This is a genomic window from Blastococcus sp. TF02-8 (assembly GCF_003319175.1).
Lineage (GTDB): Bacteria > Actinomycetota > Actinomycetes > Mycobacteriales > Geodermatophilaceae > Blastococcus.
Genome location: NZ_QOHK01000003.1, coordinates 1 through 18490, shown reverse-complemented (window position 1 = coordinate 18490; position 18490 = coordinate 1). Strand labels below are relative to the sequence as shown.

Below are 18490 nucleotides of genomic sequence, written 5' to 3'. Positions count from 1 at the left end.
GTCCGACTACCCGTCGGTCGCAAGCCGGTCCTGGAGGGTGAGGTCGCGTGCCGCGACCTGCTCGGCGAGGTCCGCCTGGAACCGGGCCACCGCGGCCAGCAGCTCCGGGTCGCCCGCGGCCAGGATCCGGACGGCGAGCAGACCGGCGTTGCGCCCTCCGCCGATGCTCACCGTGGCGACCGGCACGCCGGCCGGCATCTGCACGATGGAAAGCAGGCTGTCCAGGCCGTCGAGGCGGTCCAGCGCGCGGGGGACGCCGATGACCGGCAGCGGAGTCGCGGCCGCCACCATGCCGGGCAGGTGCGCCGCTCCCCCGGCCCCGGCGATGATCACCCGCAGCCCCCGGCCCGCCGCCGCCTCCGCGTAGTCGAGCATCCGGCGCGGCGTGCGGTGCGCCGAAACGACGTGCGCCTCGTACGGGACGCCGAACTCCTCGAGCGCCTGGGCGACCGGCTCCATCACGGGCCAGTCGGAGTCGCTGCCCATGACGATGCCGACCACGGGCTCGTCGCTGTCGCGGCGCTGCTCGGTCACGTGTCTCCTCCGCTGGTGGGGCTCAGTGCTCGTCGGGGAAGGCGAACGCCGGGTCGACCACGCCGTCGGCAAGGTAGCGGGCTGCGGCGACGGCGCGGGCCCGCACCTCGGCCAGGTCCTCGCCCAGCGCGGTGACGTGGCCGAGCTTGCGGCCGGGGCGCTGCCCCTTGCCGTACCAGTGCAGCTTCACGTCCGGCCAGTGCGCCATGAAGTGGTGGATCCGCTCGTCGAGCCGCGGGCCGGTCCAGTCCGGATCAGCGGCCGCGCCTCCGAGCACGTTGGCCATGACGACGACCGGCGCCCGCATCGCCGTCGAGCCCAGCGGATAGTCCAGGACGGCGCGCAGGTGCTGCTCGAACTGGCTGGTGACGGCGCCCTCGATGGTCCAGTGCCCGGAGTTGTGCGGCCGCATGGCGAGCTCGTTGACCAGGACGCCGTCGGCGGTCTGGAAGAGCTCCACGGCGAGCATGCCGACGACGCCCAGGCGGTCGGCGATCCGGACGGCCAGCTCCTGCGCGGCGGTCGCCAGCTCGTCGGACAGGTCGGGCGCCGGGGCGTACACCTCGGCGCAGACGCCGTCGCGCTGGACGGTCTCGACCACCGGCCACACGGCGACCTGGCCGAACGGGGAGCGGGCCACCTGCGCGGAGAGCTCCCGCACCATGGCGACCCGTTGCTCGGCGAGCAGCGTGCCGTGCTGCTCGAGGAGCGCGGCGGCAGCCGCCACGTCGGGGACGACGAAGACGCCCTTGCCGTCGTAGCCGCCCCGCGGCGTCTTGAGCACCACGGGCCAGCCGTGCGCGCCGCCGAACGCCTCGACGTCGGCGGCGGTGCCCACCTCCGCCCAGGCGGGCTGCGGCTCCCCGGCCTCGGCGAGCACGCGCCGGAGCACCAGCTTGTCCTGCGCGTGAACGAGCGCCTCGGGTCCGGGGGCCACACGCGTGCCGGCCTCGACCAGCTCGCGCAGGTGCTCGGTGGGCACGTGCTCGTGGTCGAAGGTGACGACGGTGGCGCCCTCGGCCAGATCGCGCAGCGCGGCGAGGTCCTGGTGGTCGCCGATCCGCACGTCGGCCGCCACCAGGGCCGCCGACTCGTCCGGGCCGCCGGAGAGGACGCGCAGCGACTGGCCCAGGGCGATGGCGGCCTGGTGGGTCATGCGCGCCAGCTGGCCACCACCCACCATCGCCACGACGGGGAGTCCGGTCCGCGGGTGGAGATCGGCAGCCACCGGGCGATCTTCCCCCACCGGTCGCATGTCCGGCGCTGCGGGCTCCCGCGGAGCACATGTATCTGTGCGTGCCGAAATGCTCACGATTCGTCACGGATGCGGGTAGGCTCACCTCCTGAACCACGGCGGACGTCCCCCTGCGCGCACGGAGCGACATCGGAGAGCTCGACCGCCTGCTCCAAGCTGGGGGGACCTCGTGCGTACAACCCGGAGGCGCCGCCTCGTCATCACGGGAACCATCCTCGGGTTGGGGGTGATCGGGACGGGCGTCGCCGCCATGGCCGTCGCCCCCGACAGGCCAGATCGGTCGGCTTCTGCTCCTGGATCGAGCACCCCGGCCACCGACGTCACTCCCGTCGCGGTGGACCAGGCGACCTCGCCTGCCGACGCCTGGGAGCGGTCGGCGGAACCCACGGACGTGGCCACCGATCCGCCCGCGGTCACTGACGGCTCGCGGACCGACGTGATCATCTCCTTGGCCACCTGGGACCGCCCGAGCTCGAGCGTGCAGGTGAACGGCTACGTCGCCGGCCTGGTCGAAGACGGCGGCACCTGCACCCTCCTGCTGAAGCGGGACGGGACGACGGCGACGGCGACGAGCTCGGCCTCCAGCGACGCCACGACGACCGTCTGCGACCTGCTCCAGGTCGCCGGCCCGCTCGACGCCGGCACGTGGAGCGCGACGGTGACCTATCGGTCCGCGACTGTCGACGAGGCCTCCTCGACGGCGGAGGTGGTCATCCCGTGATCCGGGCAGCCACCACTGCACGCAGGGCACTGACCGCTCTGGTTGCGATCCTCACCCTCAGCACGCTCCTCCTGGGGGTCGCCCGAGAGCAACAGGCACCTCCTCCCGCGCCCGACCTCGAGACGGCGGCCGATCTGGGTCAGTTCCAGCCCGGGAACATCATCGCCGACACGATCTTCTTCGACCCGTCGTCGATGGACGTGGCCGGGATCCAGGCGTTCCTGGACTACAAGGGTCGCAGCTGCGTCGCCGGTGAGGCCCCGTGCCTCAAGGATTACCGGGTCACCACGACCACCCGCACCGGCGACAGGCTCTGCAACGGCTACGTGGCGGCACCAAATGAGACCGCTGCGACGATCATCTCCAAGGTCGCGTGGTCCTGCCGCGTCAACCCGCGGGTCCTCCTGGTCCTGCTGCAGAAGGAAATGGGTCTTGTCACGGCGACCCGTCCCACGCTGAAGAAGTACGAGCGGGCGACGGGCTACGCATGCCCGGACAGCGCCAACGGTGGCTGCGACCCCACCTACGCCGGGCTCATGAACCAGCTCTACCGGGCGGCGTGGCAATACCAGAAGTACGCAGCCACGCCCAGCAACTACGGCTTCCGCGCCGGCCAGACGAGCAACGTCCTCTACCACCCGAACACGGCCTGCGGTCGGACGCCGGTCTACATCGCCAACCAGGCGACGGCCGGCCTGTACATCTACACCCCGTACGTGCCCAACAGCGCCGCGCTGAACGCCGGCTACGGGACGGGGAACTCCTGTTCCTCCTACGGGAACCGCAACTTCTGGCTGTACTACACCGACTGGTTCGGCTCGACCCAGGCCCCCGGCGGCAGCGCCGTCGCCGACCGGTACAACTCGATGGGCGGGCCGTCCGGCACCCTGGGCGACCCCATCGGGGGTGTCATCTGCGGCCTGCGGGACGGCGGCTGCGCTCAGGGCTACGAAGGCGGCGCCATCTACTGGTCACCGCGATCGGGCGCGCACGTGACCACCGGCCCCATCCGTGACAAGTGGGGCTCCGTGGACTGGGAGAACGGGGGCTTCGGCTACCCCACGACCGAGGTCATCTGCGGCCTGCGGGACGGCGGCTGCGTGCAGTCCTTCCAGACCGGGGCCATCTACTGGAGCCCGAACAGCGGCGCGCGCCTGGTATATGGCGCCGTCCAGGAGAAGTACGGCTCGCTCGTCTACGAGAACGGACCTCTCGGCTACCCACTGACCGATACCGCCTGTGGCCTCAAGGACGGCGGCTGTTGGCAGTCCTTCCAGGGCGGTTCGATCTACTCGTCGACCCCCTCGGGCGCACACACCGTCACCGGTCCGATCGCTTCTGCGTGGGCGGCGCAGCGGTGGGAGCAGGGCACTCTCGGCTACCCCACCACCGACACCGTCTGCGGCCTCAAGGACACCGGCTGCGGCCAGAGCTTCCAGGGCGGTTCCATCTACTCGAGCCCGGTCGGCGGCACGCGAGCCCTCTCCGGCAGCATCCTCGCCGCCTGGCAGAACGCCGGCTTCGAACTCGGCAGACTCGGCTACCCGACGTCCGACGAGGTCTGCGGGCTCAAGGACGGCGGCTGCGGTCAGGTCTTCCAGGGCGGCACCGTCTACCGTTCGCCTGCCTCCGGCACCGCGTCGGTGTCCGGTGCGATCGCCGGCGCATGGGCCTCCCTGCAGCACGAGAACGGCGTGCTCGGGTATCCCGTGAACGAGCCGGAGTGCGGCCTGGCTGGCGGCTGCGGTCAGGTCTTCCAGGGCGGCACCATGCTCACCTCCCCGACGGGGACCTTCTACGTCAGCGGGGCGATCCAGGAGGCATGGACGGCCCAGCGCCGGGAGAATGGTGCCCTGGGTTTCCCCACCGCCAACCCGGTCTGCGGACTGACCGGCGGCGGCTGCCAGCAGACCTTCCAGGGCGGCACCCTCTGGTCCAGCCCCGGCACCGGCGCCCGCCAGGTCTCCGGCACCCTCGCCTCCGCCTGGTCGACCCTCGGCGCCCAGGACGGAACGCTCGGATACCCCGTCCTGGAGCAGGTCTGCGGTCTGCGCAACAGTGGCTGCGGTCAGCTGTTCCAGGGCGGCACCCTCTACAGCTCCCCCGCCGGCACCGCCTACGTCGCCGGGGCCATCCGCGACGCCTGGGGTGCCCGAGGCTGGGAGAACGGCCCCCTCGGATACCCCACCGCCAACCCCGTCTGCGGACTGACCGGCGGCGGCTGCCAGCAGACCTTCCAGGGCGGCACCCTCTGGTCCAGCCCCGGCACCGGCGCCCGCCAGGTCTCCGGCACCCTCGCCTCCGCCTGGTCGACCCTCGGCGCCCAGGACGGAACGCTCGGATACCCCGTCCTGGAGCAGGTCTGCGGTCTGCGCAACAGTGGCTGCGGTCAGCTGTTCCAGGGCGGCACCCTCTACAGCTCCCCCGCCGGCACCGCCTACGTCGCCGGGGCCATCCGCGACGCCTGGGGTGCCCGCGGCTGGGAGAACGGCCCCCTCGGATACCCCACCGCCAACCCCGTCACATCCGGTGGGACCACCACGCAGACGTTCCAGCGTGGGATCCTGTCGTGGAACTCGACCACCGGGGTCGTCACCCAGACGGGCTGACGCGCCGCCGACTGCCCAGAGGAGCACGGCTCGCCGATGGCAGCGCTCTCGTCCGTGCGTCCGCGCCCGTCCTCGTGGGCAGGAGCCCTCCTGATCACCGGTCTCCTGGCCGGCGGGTGCTCGGCAGCTGGGCCGGCCAGCCCGCCCGGCGGCGCCGAGAAGGCCACGGAGTCGCGGTCGACGGCCGCCGAGAGACCCCGCCTCCCGGCGGGCACACACCGCCTGACGGTCCGTGGCCAGCCATCGCTGCTCCTCGTGCCCGAGCGTTCGAACGGACGGCTGGTGGTGTACGCGCACGGCGCCGGCCAAACCGTCGACCAGCTGCTCGCCGTGGGGGACCGGGGCCGGTCCGACCTCGTCGCCGGGCTGGTCGAGGCCGGGTACACGGTTGCGGCAAGCGACGCGCACGGCGACGCGTGGGGCAACGACATCAGCGTTGCGGACTACCAGGCGCTGGTGGCTCTGGCGCGGGAGGAGACGGCCACGTCGACAGTGTTCCTCATCGGCGAGTCGATGGGAGGCCTGCCGGCGGCCCGGCTGACCGCCCCCGGCGTCCTGGACGATGTCAGGGCCCTGGCCGGGGTCTACCCGGTGTGCGACGTGTCCTCCATGCTGACGGCCTTCGGCCCCTCCATCCAGGCCGCCGGAGGTTCGGCTCCGCAGGCCCTGCTGGACGAGCTCTCCCCCGTCGATCTCGACGGCTCGGTCCCGCTCATCGCGTGGGCATCCGACCAGGACACCCTCGTCGCCAAGGTCCGCAACGCGGCCGTCTGCGCTCAGCAGGTGCGAGAGGGCGGCGGTACCGCCGTGCTCGTCGACACGATCGGCGAGCACGGCGACGCATCGAATTTTCGGCTGGACCAGATCCAGGCCTTCTTCGACGCCGCGACAGAAGACTGACCGCAGCGCCCGGAGCAACGCGGTGCTGCTCCTCCGGGGTTCAGAGTTCTGAGCTGTGCCGGCCCGCCCCGGTCCGCGCGGCGCGGCTGTGAGGGCGCAACGCCGACCCTCGGTGGGCCCCCGGGGCGGCGTTGCTGTGCCGGTCGAAGTCGCCACCGGTCAGCAGGAGCCGCTCCGTGGGCGACTCGATCAGACGGCGCGGCTCCGGCACCAGCGAGGCTGGCGTCTCAGAGACCTCCACCGGAGGCGTGAGCTGCTCGCGACGGTCGCCTCGACCGCCCTCGACGACCCGCTGCCACAGCGCCAACAGACGCTTGCGGGCCGGCTCCTCCACACCGTGGTGCAGCGCAGCGGCCGCAAGTCCCGAGGCCAGCAGCATCACGGGGGCCGCCAGCGCCAGCCCCGGGGTCATGACCCCGATCTGCTCCTGCTGACGCCACACCGCGGTGATGACCACCTCCTGCACCACGAAGTGGACCAGGTACAGACAGTAGGAGATGCGCCCGCCGTAGACCAAGGGCCTGCGGGCCAGAAGCCGGGCAGGTCCCCGGTGAGTGAGCGTCAGACCGACGATCAACAAGGGGTAGCAGAGCGTGACGACGCCCGCGAAGTCGATCGTGAAGTCCCCTGCTCGGCGCCAGCTGTTCCACCAGCAGATGAACAGGATCGCCGAGAGGGAGGTGACCGAGAGGAACAAGCCCAAGGAGTCCGCGTACCGCCGCCCCTCCAATCCGTCGACGGCCACCGAGGCGAGCACTCCGGCGACGAAGCAGGCTGCGATGCGGAAGACCCAACTGACCTCGGTGTCATGGGGCCCGTAGAGGAAGGCCGGGAGAAAGAGCGGAAGGGTCGCCAGGACCGCGGCGAGCAGCGTGACGAGCGGGTGGAGCCGGCGCAACGGCCGGGCGAGGAGCGCTAGCAGCGGGAAGCTGAGGTAGGCCGCCCACTCCGCGCTGATCGACCAACCCGGAGGGTTGTAACTGGCGCCGACCAGGGAGTCCGCCCCCCACATCTGCGTCATGGTCAGCTGGCGGAACAGGTGCTGCACGTCCATGGGCGGGTGGGGCGCGACGACGTCGGTCCGGAGGCCGTATCCGCTGGCGACCACCATCCACGACAGCGCGAGGAGTGTCACCACCGCATAGGCGGGCCAGACGCGGGCGAACCGGTTGAACACGAAACGCAGAGCCAGCCGGGTGTCCCAGCGCCGACCGCATTGGTCGACGTAACCGCGGGCGATCACGAAGCCGCTGAGCGCGAAGAAGAGCTCCACACCGGTCCATCCGGCCTGCAGGATGGGGCGCACGAACGGCAGTTGGTCGGTAACTGGCCACAGGTATGCCTGGAAGTGGTACAGCACGACCCAACTGGCGGCGACGATTCGCAGTCCGGTCAGCGCGTGCACGTCGGGACGCCGACCGACGCGAGCGGTGGCGACCGCACCGCTCGGTGCACTGGTGCGCTGAAGGGTGTCGATCGACAAGGATGGCCTCGCAGGTGGTGTCGTCGGCGGAGAGGAATGATCCCGCCGTCTCTCGAGTCGAAACTACTGAAAGTTATCGACTCGTAACAGACCACGAACCTCACGAAGCGGCGAGTCTGTATTGGCCGGAACTGCCAACAGCCTGACCAGTTGCTGCAGTCAGCCGGCCAGACGCGAACCGTTCCGCCCGGTGAGCACCTCCAGGCGGGTGGGGATGCGGGTGCGCAGCTCCTCCAGGTGGCTGATCACGCCGACCGTCCGCCCGCCCCGGCGCAGCTCGTCGAGGACCGTCATCACGGCGTCGAGCGCCTGGGCGTCCAGGGTGCCGAACCCCTCGTCGACGAAGAGGGTGTCGATCCGCACGCCTCCGGTCTCGGCGGTGACCACGTCGGCCAGGCCGAGGGCGAGGGCGAGCGAGGCCATGAAGCTCTCACCCCCGGAGAGCGTCTTGGTCGGGCGGCGCGCACCGGTGTACTCGTCGAACACGTCGAGACCGAGGCCGCCGCGAGCGCCGTTGCGGCCCTGCGCGTCGCTGTGCAGGAACGTGTACCGGCCGCCGGACATGTCGAGCAGTCGCCGGCTGGCCACCTCGGCGACCTGCTCCAACCGGGCGGCCAGGACGAAGGACTGCAACCGCATGCGTCGCGTGTTGGCGCCACGGCCGTGGGCCAGGTCGGCGAGGCCGGTCACCTGGTCGGCCCAGTCGCGGAGCTCGGCGAGCCGGAGCTCCGCGGCGGTGACCCGGCCGACGAGGTCGGCCAGCGAGCTGGTGCAGCGGCGGGCGCGCTCGAGGTCGGCCACCGCCTCCTCGCGGCGGCGCGTCGTCCCCGCGCAGCGCCCCTCGAGCGCGGCGATGTCGGGACGCGGGGCGAGGTCGGCCAGCTCGGGCTCCTCCAGCACCGCGCGGAGCACCGCCACCCGCTGGTCGTGCTGGTCGAGCTGCCGGTCCAGCGCCGCCAGCCGACCGCCCTCCAGGAGTGCCCCGGAGGCGTCGAGCAGGTCGTCGAACCCGGCCGCCGCCGCTCGCTCCTCGGCAGCGCGGCGGGTGCCGTCGGCCAGCACCCGGGCGCGGAGCTCCTCGGTCTCCGCGGCCACCACGGCCTCGCAGGCGGCGGCCGAGGCCGACAGACGGGCCACCCGCCCGGCGAGGTCGCCGTCCTCCCCGCACGCGCTCGCCAGACGCTTCCGCAGCTCGGCCGCAGCGGCGGCCACGGCCTCCCGCTCGGCCCGGCGCGCGTGCAGCTCCTCGCGGTCGGCCGCCACCCGGGCAACGGACCGCTCGCGCTCCTCCACGAGCTCGCGCAGGGCCGCCTCGGCCTGCGCGAGCCCGGCCGCTCGGCCCGCCGTGGCCTGCACGAGGGCGGCCAGCTCTCCGACCCGTGCTTCCTGCTCGACCGTCGGCAGGGCGCCGGCCAGGGCCAGCTGAGCGGCCAGGTCCCGCTCGGCCGCCTCCAGCCGTCCGGTCGCCGCGGTGTGCGCCGTCTCGGCCTCGTCGGCCTTCGTCCGGGCGGCGTCCTCGTCGGCCGCCGTGACCCGCTCCCCGGCCGCGGTCGCCGGCCGGGGGTGCTCCGTGGCGCCGCAGACCGGGCAGTCGCTCCCCGCGCTGAGCCCCGCGGCCAGCTCGGCCGCCATGCCGTCCAGCCGCCGACCGCGCAGGTCCAGCCACCGCTCGCGCGCGTCGGCCCGCTCGTCGCGGCGGACCCGGACCTCCTCGCGGAGCGCCCCCAGGCGGCGCTCGAGCTGCTCGACGGCACGGCACGCCGCCAGGGCCGACTCGGCCGCGGCCAGCGCCGCCTGCGCGCCCGGTAGCTCGGCGACGGCGGCACGGGCCTCGGCCACCTGCTGCTCATGGGCGGTCACCCGTGCGGGGACGCCGGCCAGCGCCTCCTCCGCCGCCGCGCACCGGCCGGCGAGCGCGGCGATGTCGCGGTCGAGGGCGGTGATCGACCGGTCGAGGACCTGGGCCCGGTCGACCTCCGGCAGCAACGCGCGCGCGGCGGCGGCCGCGTCGCGCAGCTCGCGCGCGGTGGCAGCGCCGGCCTCGCGGCCCTCCGAGACCGGTTCCCAGGCCGCCCGGGCCGCTGCCAGTTCGCCGACCGCGCGCTCGGCCGCGACGGCGGCGGCACCGGCGGCGACCAGGACGTCGCGCAACGGCTCGGCCCGCCGGCCGGCGTCGCGCTCCTCGCGCAACGGCGCCAGCGCCGGAGCCTTCTCCTCCAGCGTGCCGAGCTCGGTGAGGGCCTGGTCCCGTCGGGCGTGCCGCTCCTGGAGCACCCGTGCGGCGGCCAGCTCCGCGTCGGTGGCCACGACCTCCGCCGCGGCCGCCTCGGCCCGCGCCTCGGCGTCGGCCAGTCGGCGCTGCGCCCCGGCGGCGACCTCGTCGACCCAGGGCAGGACCCGGGCCCCCGGTGCGGCACCGACCAGTTCGGGCGCGAGCTCCTCCGGTACGTCGACGTCCGCGATCTGGGCGACCCGGGCCAGCAGGGTGCTCAGCTCGGCCCGGTGAGCGGCGGTGCGCTCCCGCGCCTGCGCCCGCTCCTCGGCCAGCCACTCCTCGGCCCGGGCGAACCGGTCGACGTCGAAGAGGGTGCGCAGCAGCTCGGCCCGGTGCTCGGGCTCGGCCCGCAGGAACCGGGCGAAGTCCCCCTGCGGCAGCAGGACCACCTGGCAGAACTGGTGCACGTCGAGCCCGAGCCGGGTGCGCAGGTGCTCGGAGCCCTCGTCGATGCGGATGCTGACCGGTTCCCAGCCGCCGTCGGTGAGCCGGGAGACCCGCAGCTGCGCCTGCTCGGTCGCCCAGCCCTCACCGCGCTTCTTCGGCCGCTGCTGCTCGGGGCGGCGCACGACGCGCAGCCGTTCCTCGCCGAGGGTCAGCTCGCAGGAGACCTCGGTGCGGATCCCCGGCTCGGCGTGGTCGCTGCGCAGCCGCTTCTCCTCGCCGCGGGCGCCGGGTACCCGGCCGTACAGGGCGAAGACGACGGCGTCGAGCAGGGTCGTCTTGCCCGCGCCCGTCGGGCCCCAGAGCAGGAAGAGGCCGTCGCGACCGACCTCGTCGAGATCGACCTCCACCGTGCCGGCGAACGGGCCGAACGCCGTCACCTCCAGGCGGTGCAACCTCATCGGGCCGCCTCCTCGCGGTCGGCCGCCCCGAGCGCGCGGGCCAGCAGCTCCCGCTCCGCCGGCGTGGCGGGGACGCCCCGCACGTGGCTGACGAACTCCCCCGCGACATCGAGGGCGCTCCGACCGCGCATCCGTTCCTGGTAGCTCCCGGACCCCGGGGCGGAGCCCGCACCGGTCCAGTCCAGGTGCACGCAGAACGGGAACCGGGCCTGCAACCGGCGCATCGGGTCAGCGGGGCGGGCCGGGTCGGTCAGCCGGGCGGAGACGAAGTGCTGCTCGGCGGTGGCGTGCGCGGGGTCGGACAGCAGCTCCTCCAGCGTGCCGGTGAGGATGGTCAGGGGCCGGGGCGTCGGTAGCGGGACCGCGCGAACCCCCGCCAGGCCCTGCGCGCCGAGCTCGACCAGCCACGCCTGCTTCTGCTGGCCGGCCTCCCCGAAGGAGTAGGCCAGCGGGGATCCGCTGTAGCGCATGCGCGGGCTGAGCGTCTGCGGACGGTGCAGGTGCCCGAGGGCGACGTAGTCCACCCCGTCGAAGACCGGTGCGGGCACCAGGTCGACGCCGCCGACGCAGATGTCGCGCTCGCTCTCGCTCGGCACCCCGCCACCCACGAAGGCGTGCGCGAGCACCACGGAGCGCACACCCGGGCGGAGGAAGAGGTCGGCGCGCACCCGGTCCATGGCCTCCCGGAGCACCGCCTCGTGGCCTCGGGCGCCCGGCACGCCCAGCTCGTGCCGGGCCACCTCGGGTTCGAGGTAGGGGATGCCGTAGACGGCGACCTCGCCGTGCTCGTCGGCCAGCAGCACCGGCTCGTCGAGCCGCGGAGTGGCCGCCCGGACGTGCAGGCCCGCGGCGCTCAGCAGACCGGAGAAGGTGCCCAGCCGGCGAGCGGAGTCGTGGTTCCCGGGCGTGAGCACCACGCGCGCACCGGTGGCCAGCAGGCGGCCGATGACCCGGTCGAGGACCGCCGTCGCGTCGGCCGACGGCACGGCCCGGTCGTAGACGTCACCGGCCACCACGACCACGTCCACGCCCTCGTCCCGGACGACCGCGGCCAGGCCGCCGAGCACCTCCTCCTGCTCGGCGAGCAGGTCGGTGCCGTGCAGCGTCCGACCGATGTGCCAGTCGGAGGTGTGCAGCAGCCGCATAGGCGCAGAAGTTAGGGAGGGGGTACGACAGTTTCACCCAGGCGCGCCGTGACGGACCCGTCACAGTCGGTGCCTCAGAGGACGGCGGTGGGTCGCCAGCCGTCCTGCGGCGGGAACCAGTCGCCCCCGTCGTCGCGGAGGTATCCGGCGCTCTCCTGCGCGCGCCGGTCGGCATCCTCCTCGATCATGTGCGCGATGAGCTGCTGGACGCCGTCGCTGTCGGGGATCCTCCGCAGCACGGTGGCGCCGCCGTCCCCGGCGGTCTCGATCGTCAGGGTGCCCGACCGGATGATCCGCTCCCAGAGCGTCTGCGTGTAGGAGACGTCGGTGATGCGGGACAACCCCAGGTCCCGGCCACGGCGGGCGAGGATGCCCTCGCGGAACAGCAGCCGGTGGGTCGTGACGACGTAGTGGGTGGTCCGCCAGCGCAGCAGCGGGACCAGCACGAACACCAGGAGCAGCAGCGCGCCGAGGACGACGATCCCGAGCCGGACCATGCCCTGCTGCGGGCCGGGCGGCACCACGGCAGCGCCGAAGGAGGCAGCGCCGATGGCGACCAGGAGCAGCAGGACCGGGCGCAGGACCGTCAGCCAGTGCGGGTGCAGGTGGCGGACGACCTCTTCGTCGTCGGCGAGCAGCTTGTCGGGGTAGGCCACGCCGCCAGGATGACGGAGCGACCGCCCTCCGTCATGCCTCGGAGGCGCGTGTCCGGACGTGGCGCACGTCCCCGCTGGCCAGCTCCACCGGGCCCCGGGGGGTCCGCACCACGAGGCGCCCGTCCCAGTCCACGGCCTCGGCGGTGCCGTCCAGCAGCGAGCCGTCCGGCAGCGTGACGGTCACCTGCGCGCCCACCGTGGAGGACCAGGCCAGGTAGTCACGGGCCAGGCCGCTCTGCACCGGGTCGCCGAGGGCCGCCACCCACGGCACGTAGCGCCGCTCGAGCGCCCGCAGGTACTCCAGCAGCACCGGGCCACGGTCCACGGTGCGGCCGACCTCCAGGGCCAACGACGACCCGGTCTCCGGCAGCTCGTCCGGCCGGGTGGAGACGTTCAGGCCGACCCCGACGACGACGGCGGGCTCGGGGTTCGACACAGCCTCGGCGAGGATGCCGGCCAGCTTGGTGCCGTCCGCGGCGAGCAGGTCGTTGGGCCACTTCAGCGAGGTCCGCACGCCCGGCACCTCGCCGACCGCCTCGGCGAGGGCGACCCCGACCAGCAGCGGCAGCCAGCCGCGACGCGAGGCGGGCACGTCGGGCCGCAGCAGCACGGACACGGTCAGCCCGGCCCGCGGCGGCGAGCTCCAGACCCGGTCCAGCCGGCCGCGGCCGGCGACCTGGTGCTCGGCCACCAGGACGGTGCCCTCCGGGGCGCCCTCGGCGGCGGCCGCGGAGAGCGCGGCATTCGTGGAGCCGATCTCGCCGACCACCTCCAGCGAGCGCCACAGGGCGCTCTTCCGGAGGAGCGCCGACTGCAGGACGGCGGAGTCGAGCGCCGGGCGCTCGAGGTCGGACCAGCGCGAGGAGGAGTCGGCCACGGGGAGACCGTAGCCAGCACGTGGGCGCGGCCGGACGGTCCCCGCACGCGGGGGCCCGACCCTCCCGATGTGACCGTCGTCGCCACCCGAACGGCGGACCTGAGGACGTCAGCAGGAAGGTGGTCGGGTGCTCGCCTACGCTACGGAACCCGTGGCCCGTTCTGCGAGGTCACGCCCCCGTGCAAGAGCAGCGCCGCTCCGGCGGCCGACGAGCGCCAGCGAGGAGAACGAGGACGCGTGAGTGCCGCCGAACTGGAGAGCGCCGGGGAACAGGTCCCCGACGACGTCGACATCCACACGACCGCGGGAAAGCTCGCCGACTTCGAGCGCCGCGTGCAGGAAGCCCAGCACGCGGGCTCCGAGCGGGCCGTGGAGAAGCAGCACGCCGCGGGCAAGATGACCGCCCGCGAGCGGATCGAGGCGCTGCTGGACCCGGGCTCGTTCACCGAGTTCGACGAGTTCGCCCGGCACCGGTCGACGAACTTCGGCATGGCCGACAAGCGCCCGTTCGGTGACGGCGTCGTCACCGGTTACGGCACGGTCGACGGCCGCCCGGTCGCGATCTTCAGCCAGGACGTCACCGTCTTCGGCGGCGCGCTGGGCGAGGTCTACGGCGAGAAGATCGTCAAGGTCCAGGACTTCGCGATCAAGAACGGCTGCCCGGTCATCGGCATCAACGAGGGGGGTGGCGCCCGCATCCAGGAGGGCGTGGTCTCCCTCGGCCTCTACGGCGAGATCTTCCAGCGCAACGTGCACGCCTCCGGCGTCATCCCGCAGATCTCGCTGATCATGGGCCCGGCGGCCGGCGGCCACGTCTACTCCCCCGCACTCACCGACTTCATCGTGATGGTCGACAAGACCAGCCAGATGTTCATCACCGGGCCCGACGTCGTGAAGACCGTGACCGGCGAGGAGGTCACGCTCGAGGAGCTCGGCGGCGCGCGCACGCACAACACCAAGTCCGGCGTCGCCCACTACCTGGCCGAGGACGAGCACGACGCCCTCGACTACGTCAAGGCGCTGCTGTCCTACCTGCCGAGCAACAACCTCGACCCGCTGCCCACCGTCGAGGTGGGCGCGGTCGAGACCGTCCTCCCGGACGCGCTGACCGACGAGGACCTCGAGCTCGACACGTTCATCCCGGACTCGGCGAACACCCCGTACGACATGCACGCCGTGATCGAGCACGTGCTCGACGACGGCGAGTTCCTCGAGGTGCAGCCGCTGTTCGCGCCGAACCTCCTGATCGGCTTCGGCCGGGTCGAGGGGCGCCCGGTCGGCGTCGTCGCCAACCAGCCGACCCAGTTCGCCGGCACGCTCGACATCGACGCCAGCGAGAAGGCCGCCCGCTTCGTGCGCACCTGCGACGCCTTCAACATCCCGGTGCTCACCTTCGTCGACGTCCCGGGCTTCCTCCCCGGGACGTCGCAGGAGTGGGAGGGCATCATCCGGCGCGGCGCGAAGCTCATCTACGCCTACGCCGAGGCCACCGTCCCCAAGGTCACGGTGATCACCCGCAAGGCCTACGGCGGCGCCTACGACGTCATGGGCTCCAAGCACCTCGGCGCCGACGTGAACCTGGCCTGGCCGACCGCGCAGATCGCCGTCGTCGGCGCCCAGGGTGCGGTCGGGATCCTGTACCGGAAGGAGCTGGCGGCGGCCGAGGACCCCGAGTCGCGTCGCGCGGAGCTCATCGCCGAGTACGAGGACACCCTCGCCAACCCCTACATCGCGGCCGACCGCGGCTACGTCGACGCGGTGATCCCGCCGTCGCACACGCGCGTCCAGGTGACCAAGGCGCTGCGGGTGCTGGCGAACAAGCGGCAGACCCTGCCGCCGAAGAAGCACGGGAACATCCCGCTGTGACATCGCGACCCTCCGGGCCGCACCGCGGCCATGAGCCGTCCCCCGGGGACGCTGAGCCCACCCGTCACGCCTCCGCGGACCCCTCCGGGGCCCACTCGGCGCGACCCTTGTTGCGTGTCGTCAAGGGGGAACCGTCGGCCGAGGAGCTGGCCGCGCTCACCGTGGTCGTCGCCGCCCTGTCGCAGCGCCGGTCGCGCAAGCGCCCGACGCCGGTGGGTGCGTGGGCGTCCTACGCCGACGGGCACCGTCGGTCGGCGCTGGCCGGTCCGGGTGGCTGGCGCGCCTCCGGGAGGTTCGCCCAGTGACCGTCGACCGCAGGCTGGTGCTGGCCTCGGCCTCCCCGGCGCGGCTGACCCTGCTCCGGCAGGCCGGGCTCGCGCCCGAGGTCGTCGTGAGCGGCGTCGACGAGTCGGCCTACTCCGCGCCCCGGGTCGCCGAGCAGGTCGCGCTGCTGGCCTCGGCCAAGGCGGCAGACGTGGCCAAGCGGGAGACCGACGCCCTGGTCATCGGCGCGGACTCCCTGCTGGAGTTCGGTGGCAAGCCGCAGGGCAAGCCGGCCGACGCTGCCGAGGCGCGGGACCGCTGGCGCCGGATGGCCGGCCGGTCGGGTGTGCTGCACACCGGGCAGGCGCTGTTCGACGTGCGGGAGGGCGCGGTGGTCAGCCGCGACATCGCGGTGGCCTCCACCGTCGTCTACTTCGCCGAGCCCACCCCGGCGGAGGTCGAGGCCTACCTCGCCACCGGCGAGCCGCTCGCGGTGGCCGGTGCGTTCACCCTCGACGGGCTGGGCGCTCCGTTCGTCCGTCGCGTGGAGGGCGACCCGGCGGCCGTCGTCGGGCTCTCGCTGACCCTGCTCCGCACGCAGCTGGGCAAGCGCGGCCTCACGATCACCGATCTCTGGCGCCGCTGACCACCGCGACGTCCCCGTTCCACCCCGCCCCGCGCGGGCACCGACAACAGTTCGACCGGCCCACAGAAGAGGGAGAGCACCGGTGCAGAAGGTCCTCATCGCCAACCGTGGCGAAATCGCGGTCCGAGTGGCCCGCGCGTGCAAGGACGCGGGGCTGACCAGCGTCGCCGTCTACGCAGAGCCCGACCGCGACGCGCTGCACGTGCGCGTGGCCGACGAAGCCTTCGCGCTCGGCGGCACGACCCCGGGTGACTCCTACCTGGTCATCGACAAGATCATCGACGCCGCCAAGCAGTCCGGCGCCGACGCGATCCACCCCGGGTACGGCTTCCTCTCGGAGAACGCCGACTTCGCCCAGGCCGTCATCGACGCGGGCATCACCTGGATCGGCCCCTCCCCCGAGGCGATCATCGCCCTGGGCGACAAGGTCCAGGCCCGGCACATCGCCACCAAGGCCGGCGCCCCGCTGGTGCCCGGCACCAAGGACCCGGTGGGCGGCGCCGACGAGGTCATCGCCTTCGCCGAGGAGCACGGCCTCCCGATCGCCATCAAGGCGGCCTTCGGTGGCGGCGGCCGCGGCCTCAAGGTCGTGCGCAAGAAGGAGGAGATCGCCGAGCTCTTCGACTCCGCGGTCCGCGAGGCCGTCTCGGCGTTCGGCCGCGGCGAGTGCTTCGTGGAGAAGTTCCTGGACAAGCCGCGGCACGTCGAAGCACAGGTCATCGCCGACCAGCACGGCAACGTCGTCGTCGTCGGCACCCGCGACTGCTCGCTGCAGCGGCGCAACCAGAAGCTGGTCGAGGAGGCCCCGGCGCCGTTCCTCACCGACGAGCAGCGCGAGCGCATCCACTCCTCGGCGAAGGCGATCTGCGCCGAGGCCGGCTACTACGGCGCCGGCACCGTCGAGTACCTCGTCGGCGCCGACGGCTCGATCTCCTTCCTCGAGGTCAACACCCGCCTGCAGGTGGAGCACCCCGTCTCGGAGGAGACCAGCGGCATCGACCTGGTCCGCCAGCAGTTCCGGATCGCCGAGGGTCTCCCGTTGGAGATCACCGAGGACCCGACCCCGCGCGGGCACAGCATCGAGTTCCGGATCAACGCCGAGGACGCCGGCCGCAACTTCATGCCGGCCCCCGGCCCGGTGAACCGCCTGGAGATCCCGCAGGGCCCGGGCGTGCGCTGGGACTCCGGTGTGGAGACCGGCGGCGAGGTGGCCGGCGCGTTCGACTCGATGCTGGCCAAGCTGATCGTCACCGGCGCCACCCGCGAGGAGGCCCTCCAGCGGGCCGCCCGCGCGCTGGACGAGCTGGTCGTCGAGGGCATGCCCACGGTCATCCCGTTCCACCGCGCCGTCGTTCGCGACGAGGCCTTCACCAGCGAGCCGTTCACGGTGCACACGCGCTGGATCGAGACCGAGTGGGACAACCAGGTCCCGCCCTACGACGCCGCCCCGGCCGAGGCCGACGAGGACGCGCCGCGCCAGACCGTCGTCGTCGAGGTCGGCGGCCGCCGGCTCGAGGTGTCCCTGCCCGCCGGCCTGGCCGCCGCTGGCGGTGGCGGCGCGGCGCCCGGTGCGGCCGCCAAGCCGCGCAAGCGCGGGAGCGGCGGTGGCGGCTCGGCCGCGTCCGGTGACTCCCTCACCTCGCCGATGCAGGGGACGATCGTCAAGGTGGCCGTCGAAGACGGCGCCACGGTCGCGGCCGGCGACCTGGTCGTCGTGCTCGAGGCCATGAAGATGGAGCAGCCGATCACCGCGCACAAGGCCGGCACGATCTCCGGCCTCTCGGCCGAGGTCGGCGCCGCCGTCACCAGCGGCGCGGTCATCTGCACCATCGCCGACGCCGAGTAGCCCGCGGCGACGTACGAGGGGCCCGTCACCGTCCGGTGGCGGGCCCCGAATGGACTCAGCTCCGCGTGACCAGACCGGTGGCGTCGTCCACCGTGAGAGTTCCCCCCTGGAAATCCTGTGCGGTCCCCCCGGAGACCATGTGGGGATCGGACGTCGGATAGCCCAGCGGACCGAGTTCGTACCCCTGGGCCACCCACGCTGAGTGGATGGGCCCGTGCATCGCGCGCGTGCCTCCGGCAACGGATGAGTAGATCCGGCCACCGTCGAAGACCTGACCGCACCCACCATCGCGCAGCCCGCACACGAACTTCGAGCTCGGCAGACCGAGGGGACCTGCTTCCCCACCCGCAGACGTCCAGGCCGCGACCACTGCACCGGTGAGCACGAAGGTGCCGCTCGGCCGGCTCACCACCGTTCCACCCTCGAACGTCTGTCTGCAGGCACCGTCGCGCAACCCGCAGATCAGCCCGGAAGCCGGATAACCCAACGGCCCGGCCTCCCAACCCTGCGCGATCCACGCCGCCTGCACAGCACCACTCACCGCAAACGTCCCGGCCGCCGAGCTGTA

The 18490-nt window shown here is 73.2% G+C and carries 15 protein-coding genes; 7 read left to right on the top strand and 8 right to left on the bottom strand.

The genetic code is table 11. The features are described from left to right. Positions 1 to 6: 6 nt before the first annotated feature. Both purE and DQ237_RS07165 read right to left on the bottom strand, forming a co-directional pair. Positions 7 to 486 (bottom strand): 5-(carboxyamino)imidazole ribonucleotide mutase, encoded by a 480-nt coding sequence (gene purE, locus DQ237_RS07170; protein WP_113799351.1) that lies wholly within the window; start codon positions 484 to 486, stop codon positions 7 to 9. A 70-nt stretch (positions 487 to 556) separates the two neighbouring features. Beyond that, positions 557 to 1762: a 5-(carboxyamino)imidazole ribonucleotide synthase gene (locus DQ237_RS07165; protein ID WP_240619466.1), complete on the bottom strand. Its 1206-nt coding sequence runs from the start codon at positions 1760 to 1762 to the stop codon at positions 557 to 559. A 253-nt stretch (positions 1763 to 2015) separates the two neighbouring features. On the opposite strand from DQ237_RS07165, the gene DQ237_RS07160 reads away from it, so the two are divergent. The 3 genes from DQ237_RS07160 to DQ237_RS07150 all read left to right on the top strand — a co-directional run bounded on the left by DQ237_RS07160 (position 2016) and on the right by DQ237_RS07150 (position 6019). After that, positions 2016 to 2510 carry a hypothetical protein gene (locus DQ237_RS07160; protein ID WP_147251757.1) on the top strand — a complete coding sequence of 165 codons (495 nt, stop codon included), beginning with the start codon at positions 2016 to 2018 and terminating at the stop codon, positions 2508 to 2510. Next, a complete protein-coding gene (locus DQ237_RS20500) occupies positions 2507 to 5119 on the top strand; it encodes a hypothetical protein (RefSeq protein ID WP_113798634.1) in 2613 nt (870 codons plus the stop codon). Before DQ237_RS07160 ends, DQ237_RS20500 begins: the two co-directional genes overlap by 4 nt. A gap of 255 nt (positions 5120 to 5374) precedes the next feature. Further along, positions 5375 to 6019: a S9 family peptidase gene (locus DQ237_RS07150; RefSeq protein WP_166509535.1), complete on the top strand. Its 645-nt coding sequence runs from the start codon at positions 5375 to 5377 to the stop codon at positions 6017 to 6019. A gap of 40 nt (positions 6020 to 6059) precedes the next feature. On the opposite strand, the gene DQ237_RS07145 is transcribed toward DQ237_RS07150, so the two are convergent. The 5 genes from DQ237_RS07145 to DQ237_RS07125 all read right to left on the bottom strand — a co-directional run bounded on the left by DQ237_RS07145 (position 6060) and on the right by DQ237_RS07125 (position 13300). Further along, positions 6060 to 7502, bottom strand: coding sequence for an acyltransferase (locus DQ237_RS07145; protein ID WP_113798630.1), 1443 nt, complete (start codon positions 7500 to 7502; stop codon positions 6060 to 6062). Positions 7503 to 7661: 159 nt separating this feature from the next. Further along, on the bottom strand, positions 7662 to 10622 hold the full coding sequence (locus tag DQ237_RS07140) for an AAA family ATPase (RefSeq protein WP_113798628.1): 2961 nt from the start codon (positions 10620 to 10622) through the stop codon (positions 7662 to 7664). After that, a complete protein-coding gene (locus DQ237_RS07135; protein WP_113798626.1) occupies positions 10619 to 11767 on the bottom strand; it encodes an exonuclease SbcCD subunit D in 1149 nt (382 codons plus the stop codon). Before DQ237_RS07135 ends, DQ237_RS07140 begins: the two co-directional genes overlap by 4 nt. Positions 11768 to 11841: 74 nt before the next feature. Beyond that, positions 11842 to 12423, bottom strand: coding sequence for a PH domain-containing protein (locus tag DQ237_RS07130; RefSeq protein ID WP_113798624.1), 582 nt, complete (start codon positions 12421 to 12423; stop codon positions 11842 to 11844). A gap of 31 nt (positions 12424 to 12454) precedes the next feature. After that, on the bottom strand, positions 12455 to 13300 hold the full coding sequence (locus DQ237_RS07125) for a biotin--[acetyl-CoA-carboxylase] ligase (protein ID WP_113798622.1): 846 nt from the start codon (positions 13298 to 13300) through the stop codon (positions 12455 to 12457). A gap of 237 nt (positions 13301 to 13537) precedes the next feature. Here DQ237_RS07125 and DQ237_RS07120 point away from each other — a divergent pair, with 237 nt between their 5' ends. The 4 genes from DQ237_RS07120 to DQ237_RS07105 all read left to right on the top strand — a co-directional run bounded on the left by DQ237_RS07120 (position 13538) and on the right by DQ237_RS07105 (position 17922). Continuing rightward, entirely contained in the window at positions 13538 to 15166 is a 1629-nt protein-coding gene (locus tag DQ237_RS07120) for an acyl-CoA carboxylase subunit beta (RefSeq protein WP_113798620.1), read from the top strand. A gap of 110 nt (positions 15167 to 15276) precedes the next feature. Next, positions 15277 to 15471 carry an acyl-CoA carboxylase subunit epsilon gene (locus DQ237_RS20110; RefSeq protein ID WP_240619465.1) on the top strand — a complete coding sequence of 65 codons (195 nt, stop codon included), beginning with the start codon at positions 15277 to 15279 and terminating at the stop codon, positions 15469 to 15471. Further along, the gene (locus DQ237_RS07110; protein ID WP_113798616.1) at positions 15468 to 16076 is read left to right on the top strand and encodes a nucleoside triphosphate pyrophosphatase; all 609 of its coding nucleotides are present in this window, start codon (positions 15468 to 15470) and stop codon (positions 16074 to 16076) included. Before DQ237_RS20110 ends, DQ237_RS07110 begins: the two co-directional genes overlap by 4 nt. Before the next feature lie 82 nt (positions 16077 to 16158). Further along, a complete protein-coding gene (locus DQ237_RS07105) occupies positions 16159 to 17922 on the top strand; it encodes a biotin carboxylase N-terminal domain-containing protein (protein ID WP_113798614.1) in 1764 nt (587 codons plus the stop codon). A gap of 55 nt (positions 17923 to 17977) precedes the next feature. Here the strand turns inward: DQ237_RS07105 and DQ237_RS07100 are convergent. Then, the coding region (locus DQ237_RS07100) for an LGFP repeat-containing protein (RefSeq protein ID WP_369832202.1) at positions 17978 to 18490 on the bottom strand (513 nt) is incomplete at its 5' end.

What these genes read in the sequence shown, in the direction of transcription:
- purE (WP_113799351.1), bottom strand. Translation starts at nt 486, where the DNA reads ATGGGCAGCGACTCCGACTGGCCCGTGATGGAGCCGGTCGCCCAGGCG.
- DQ237_RS07140 (WP_113798628.1), bottom strand. Translation starts at nt 10,622, where the DNA reads ATGAGGTTGCACCGCCTGGAGGTGACGGCGTTCGGCCCGTTCGCCGGC.
- DQ237_RS07135 (WP_113798626.1), bottom strand. Translation starts at nt 11,767, where the DNA reads ATGCGGCTGCTGCACACCTCCGACTGGCACATCGGTCGGACGCTGCAC.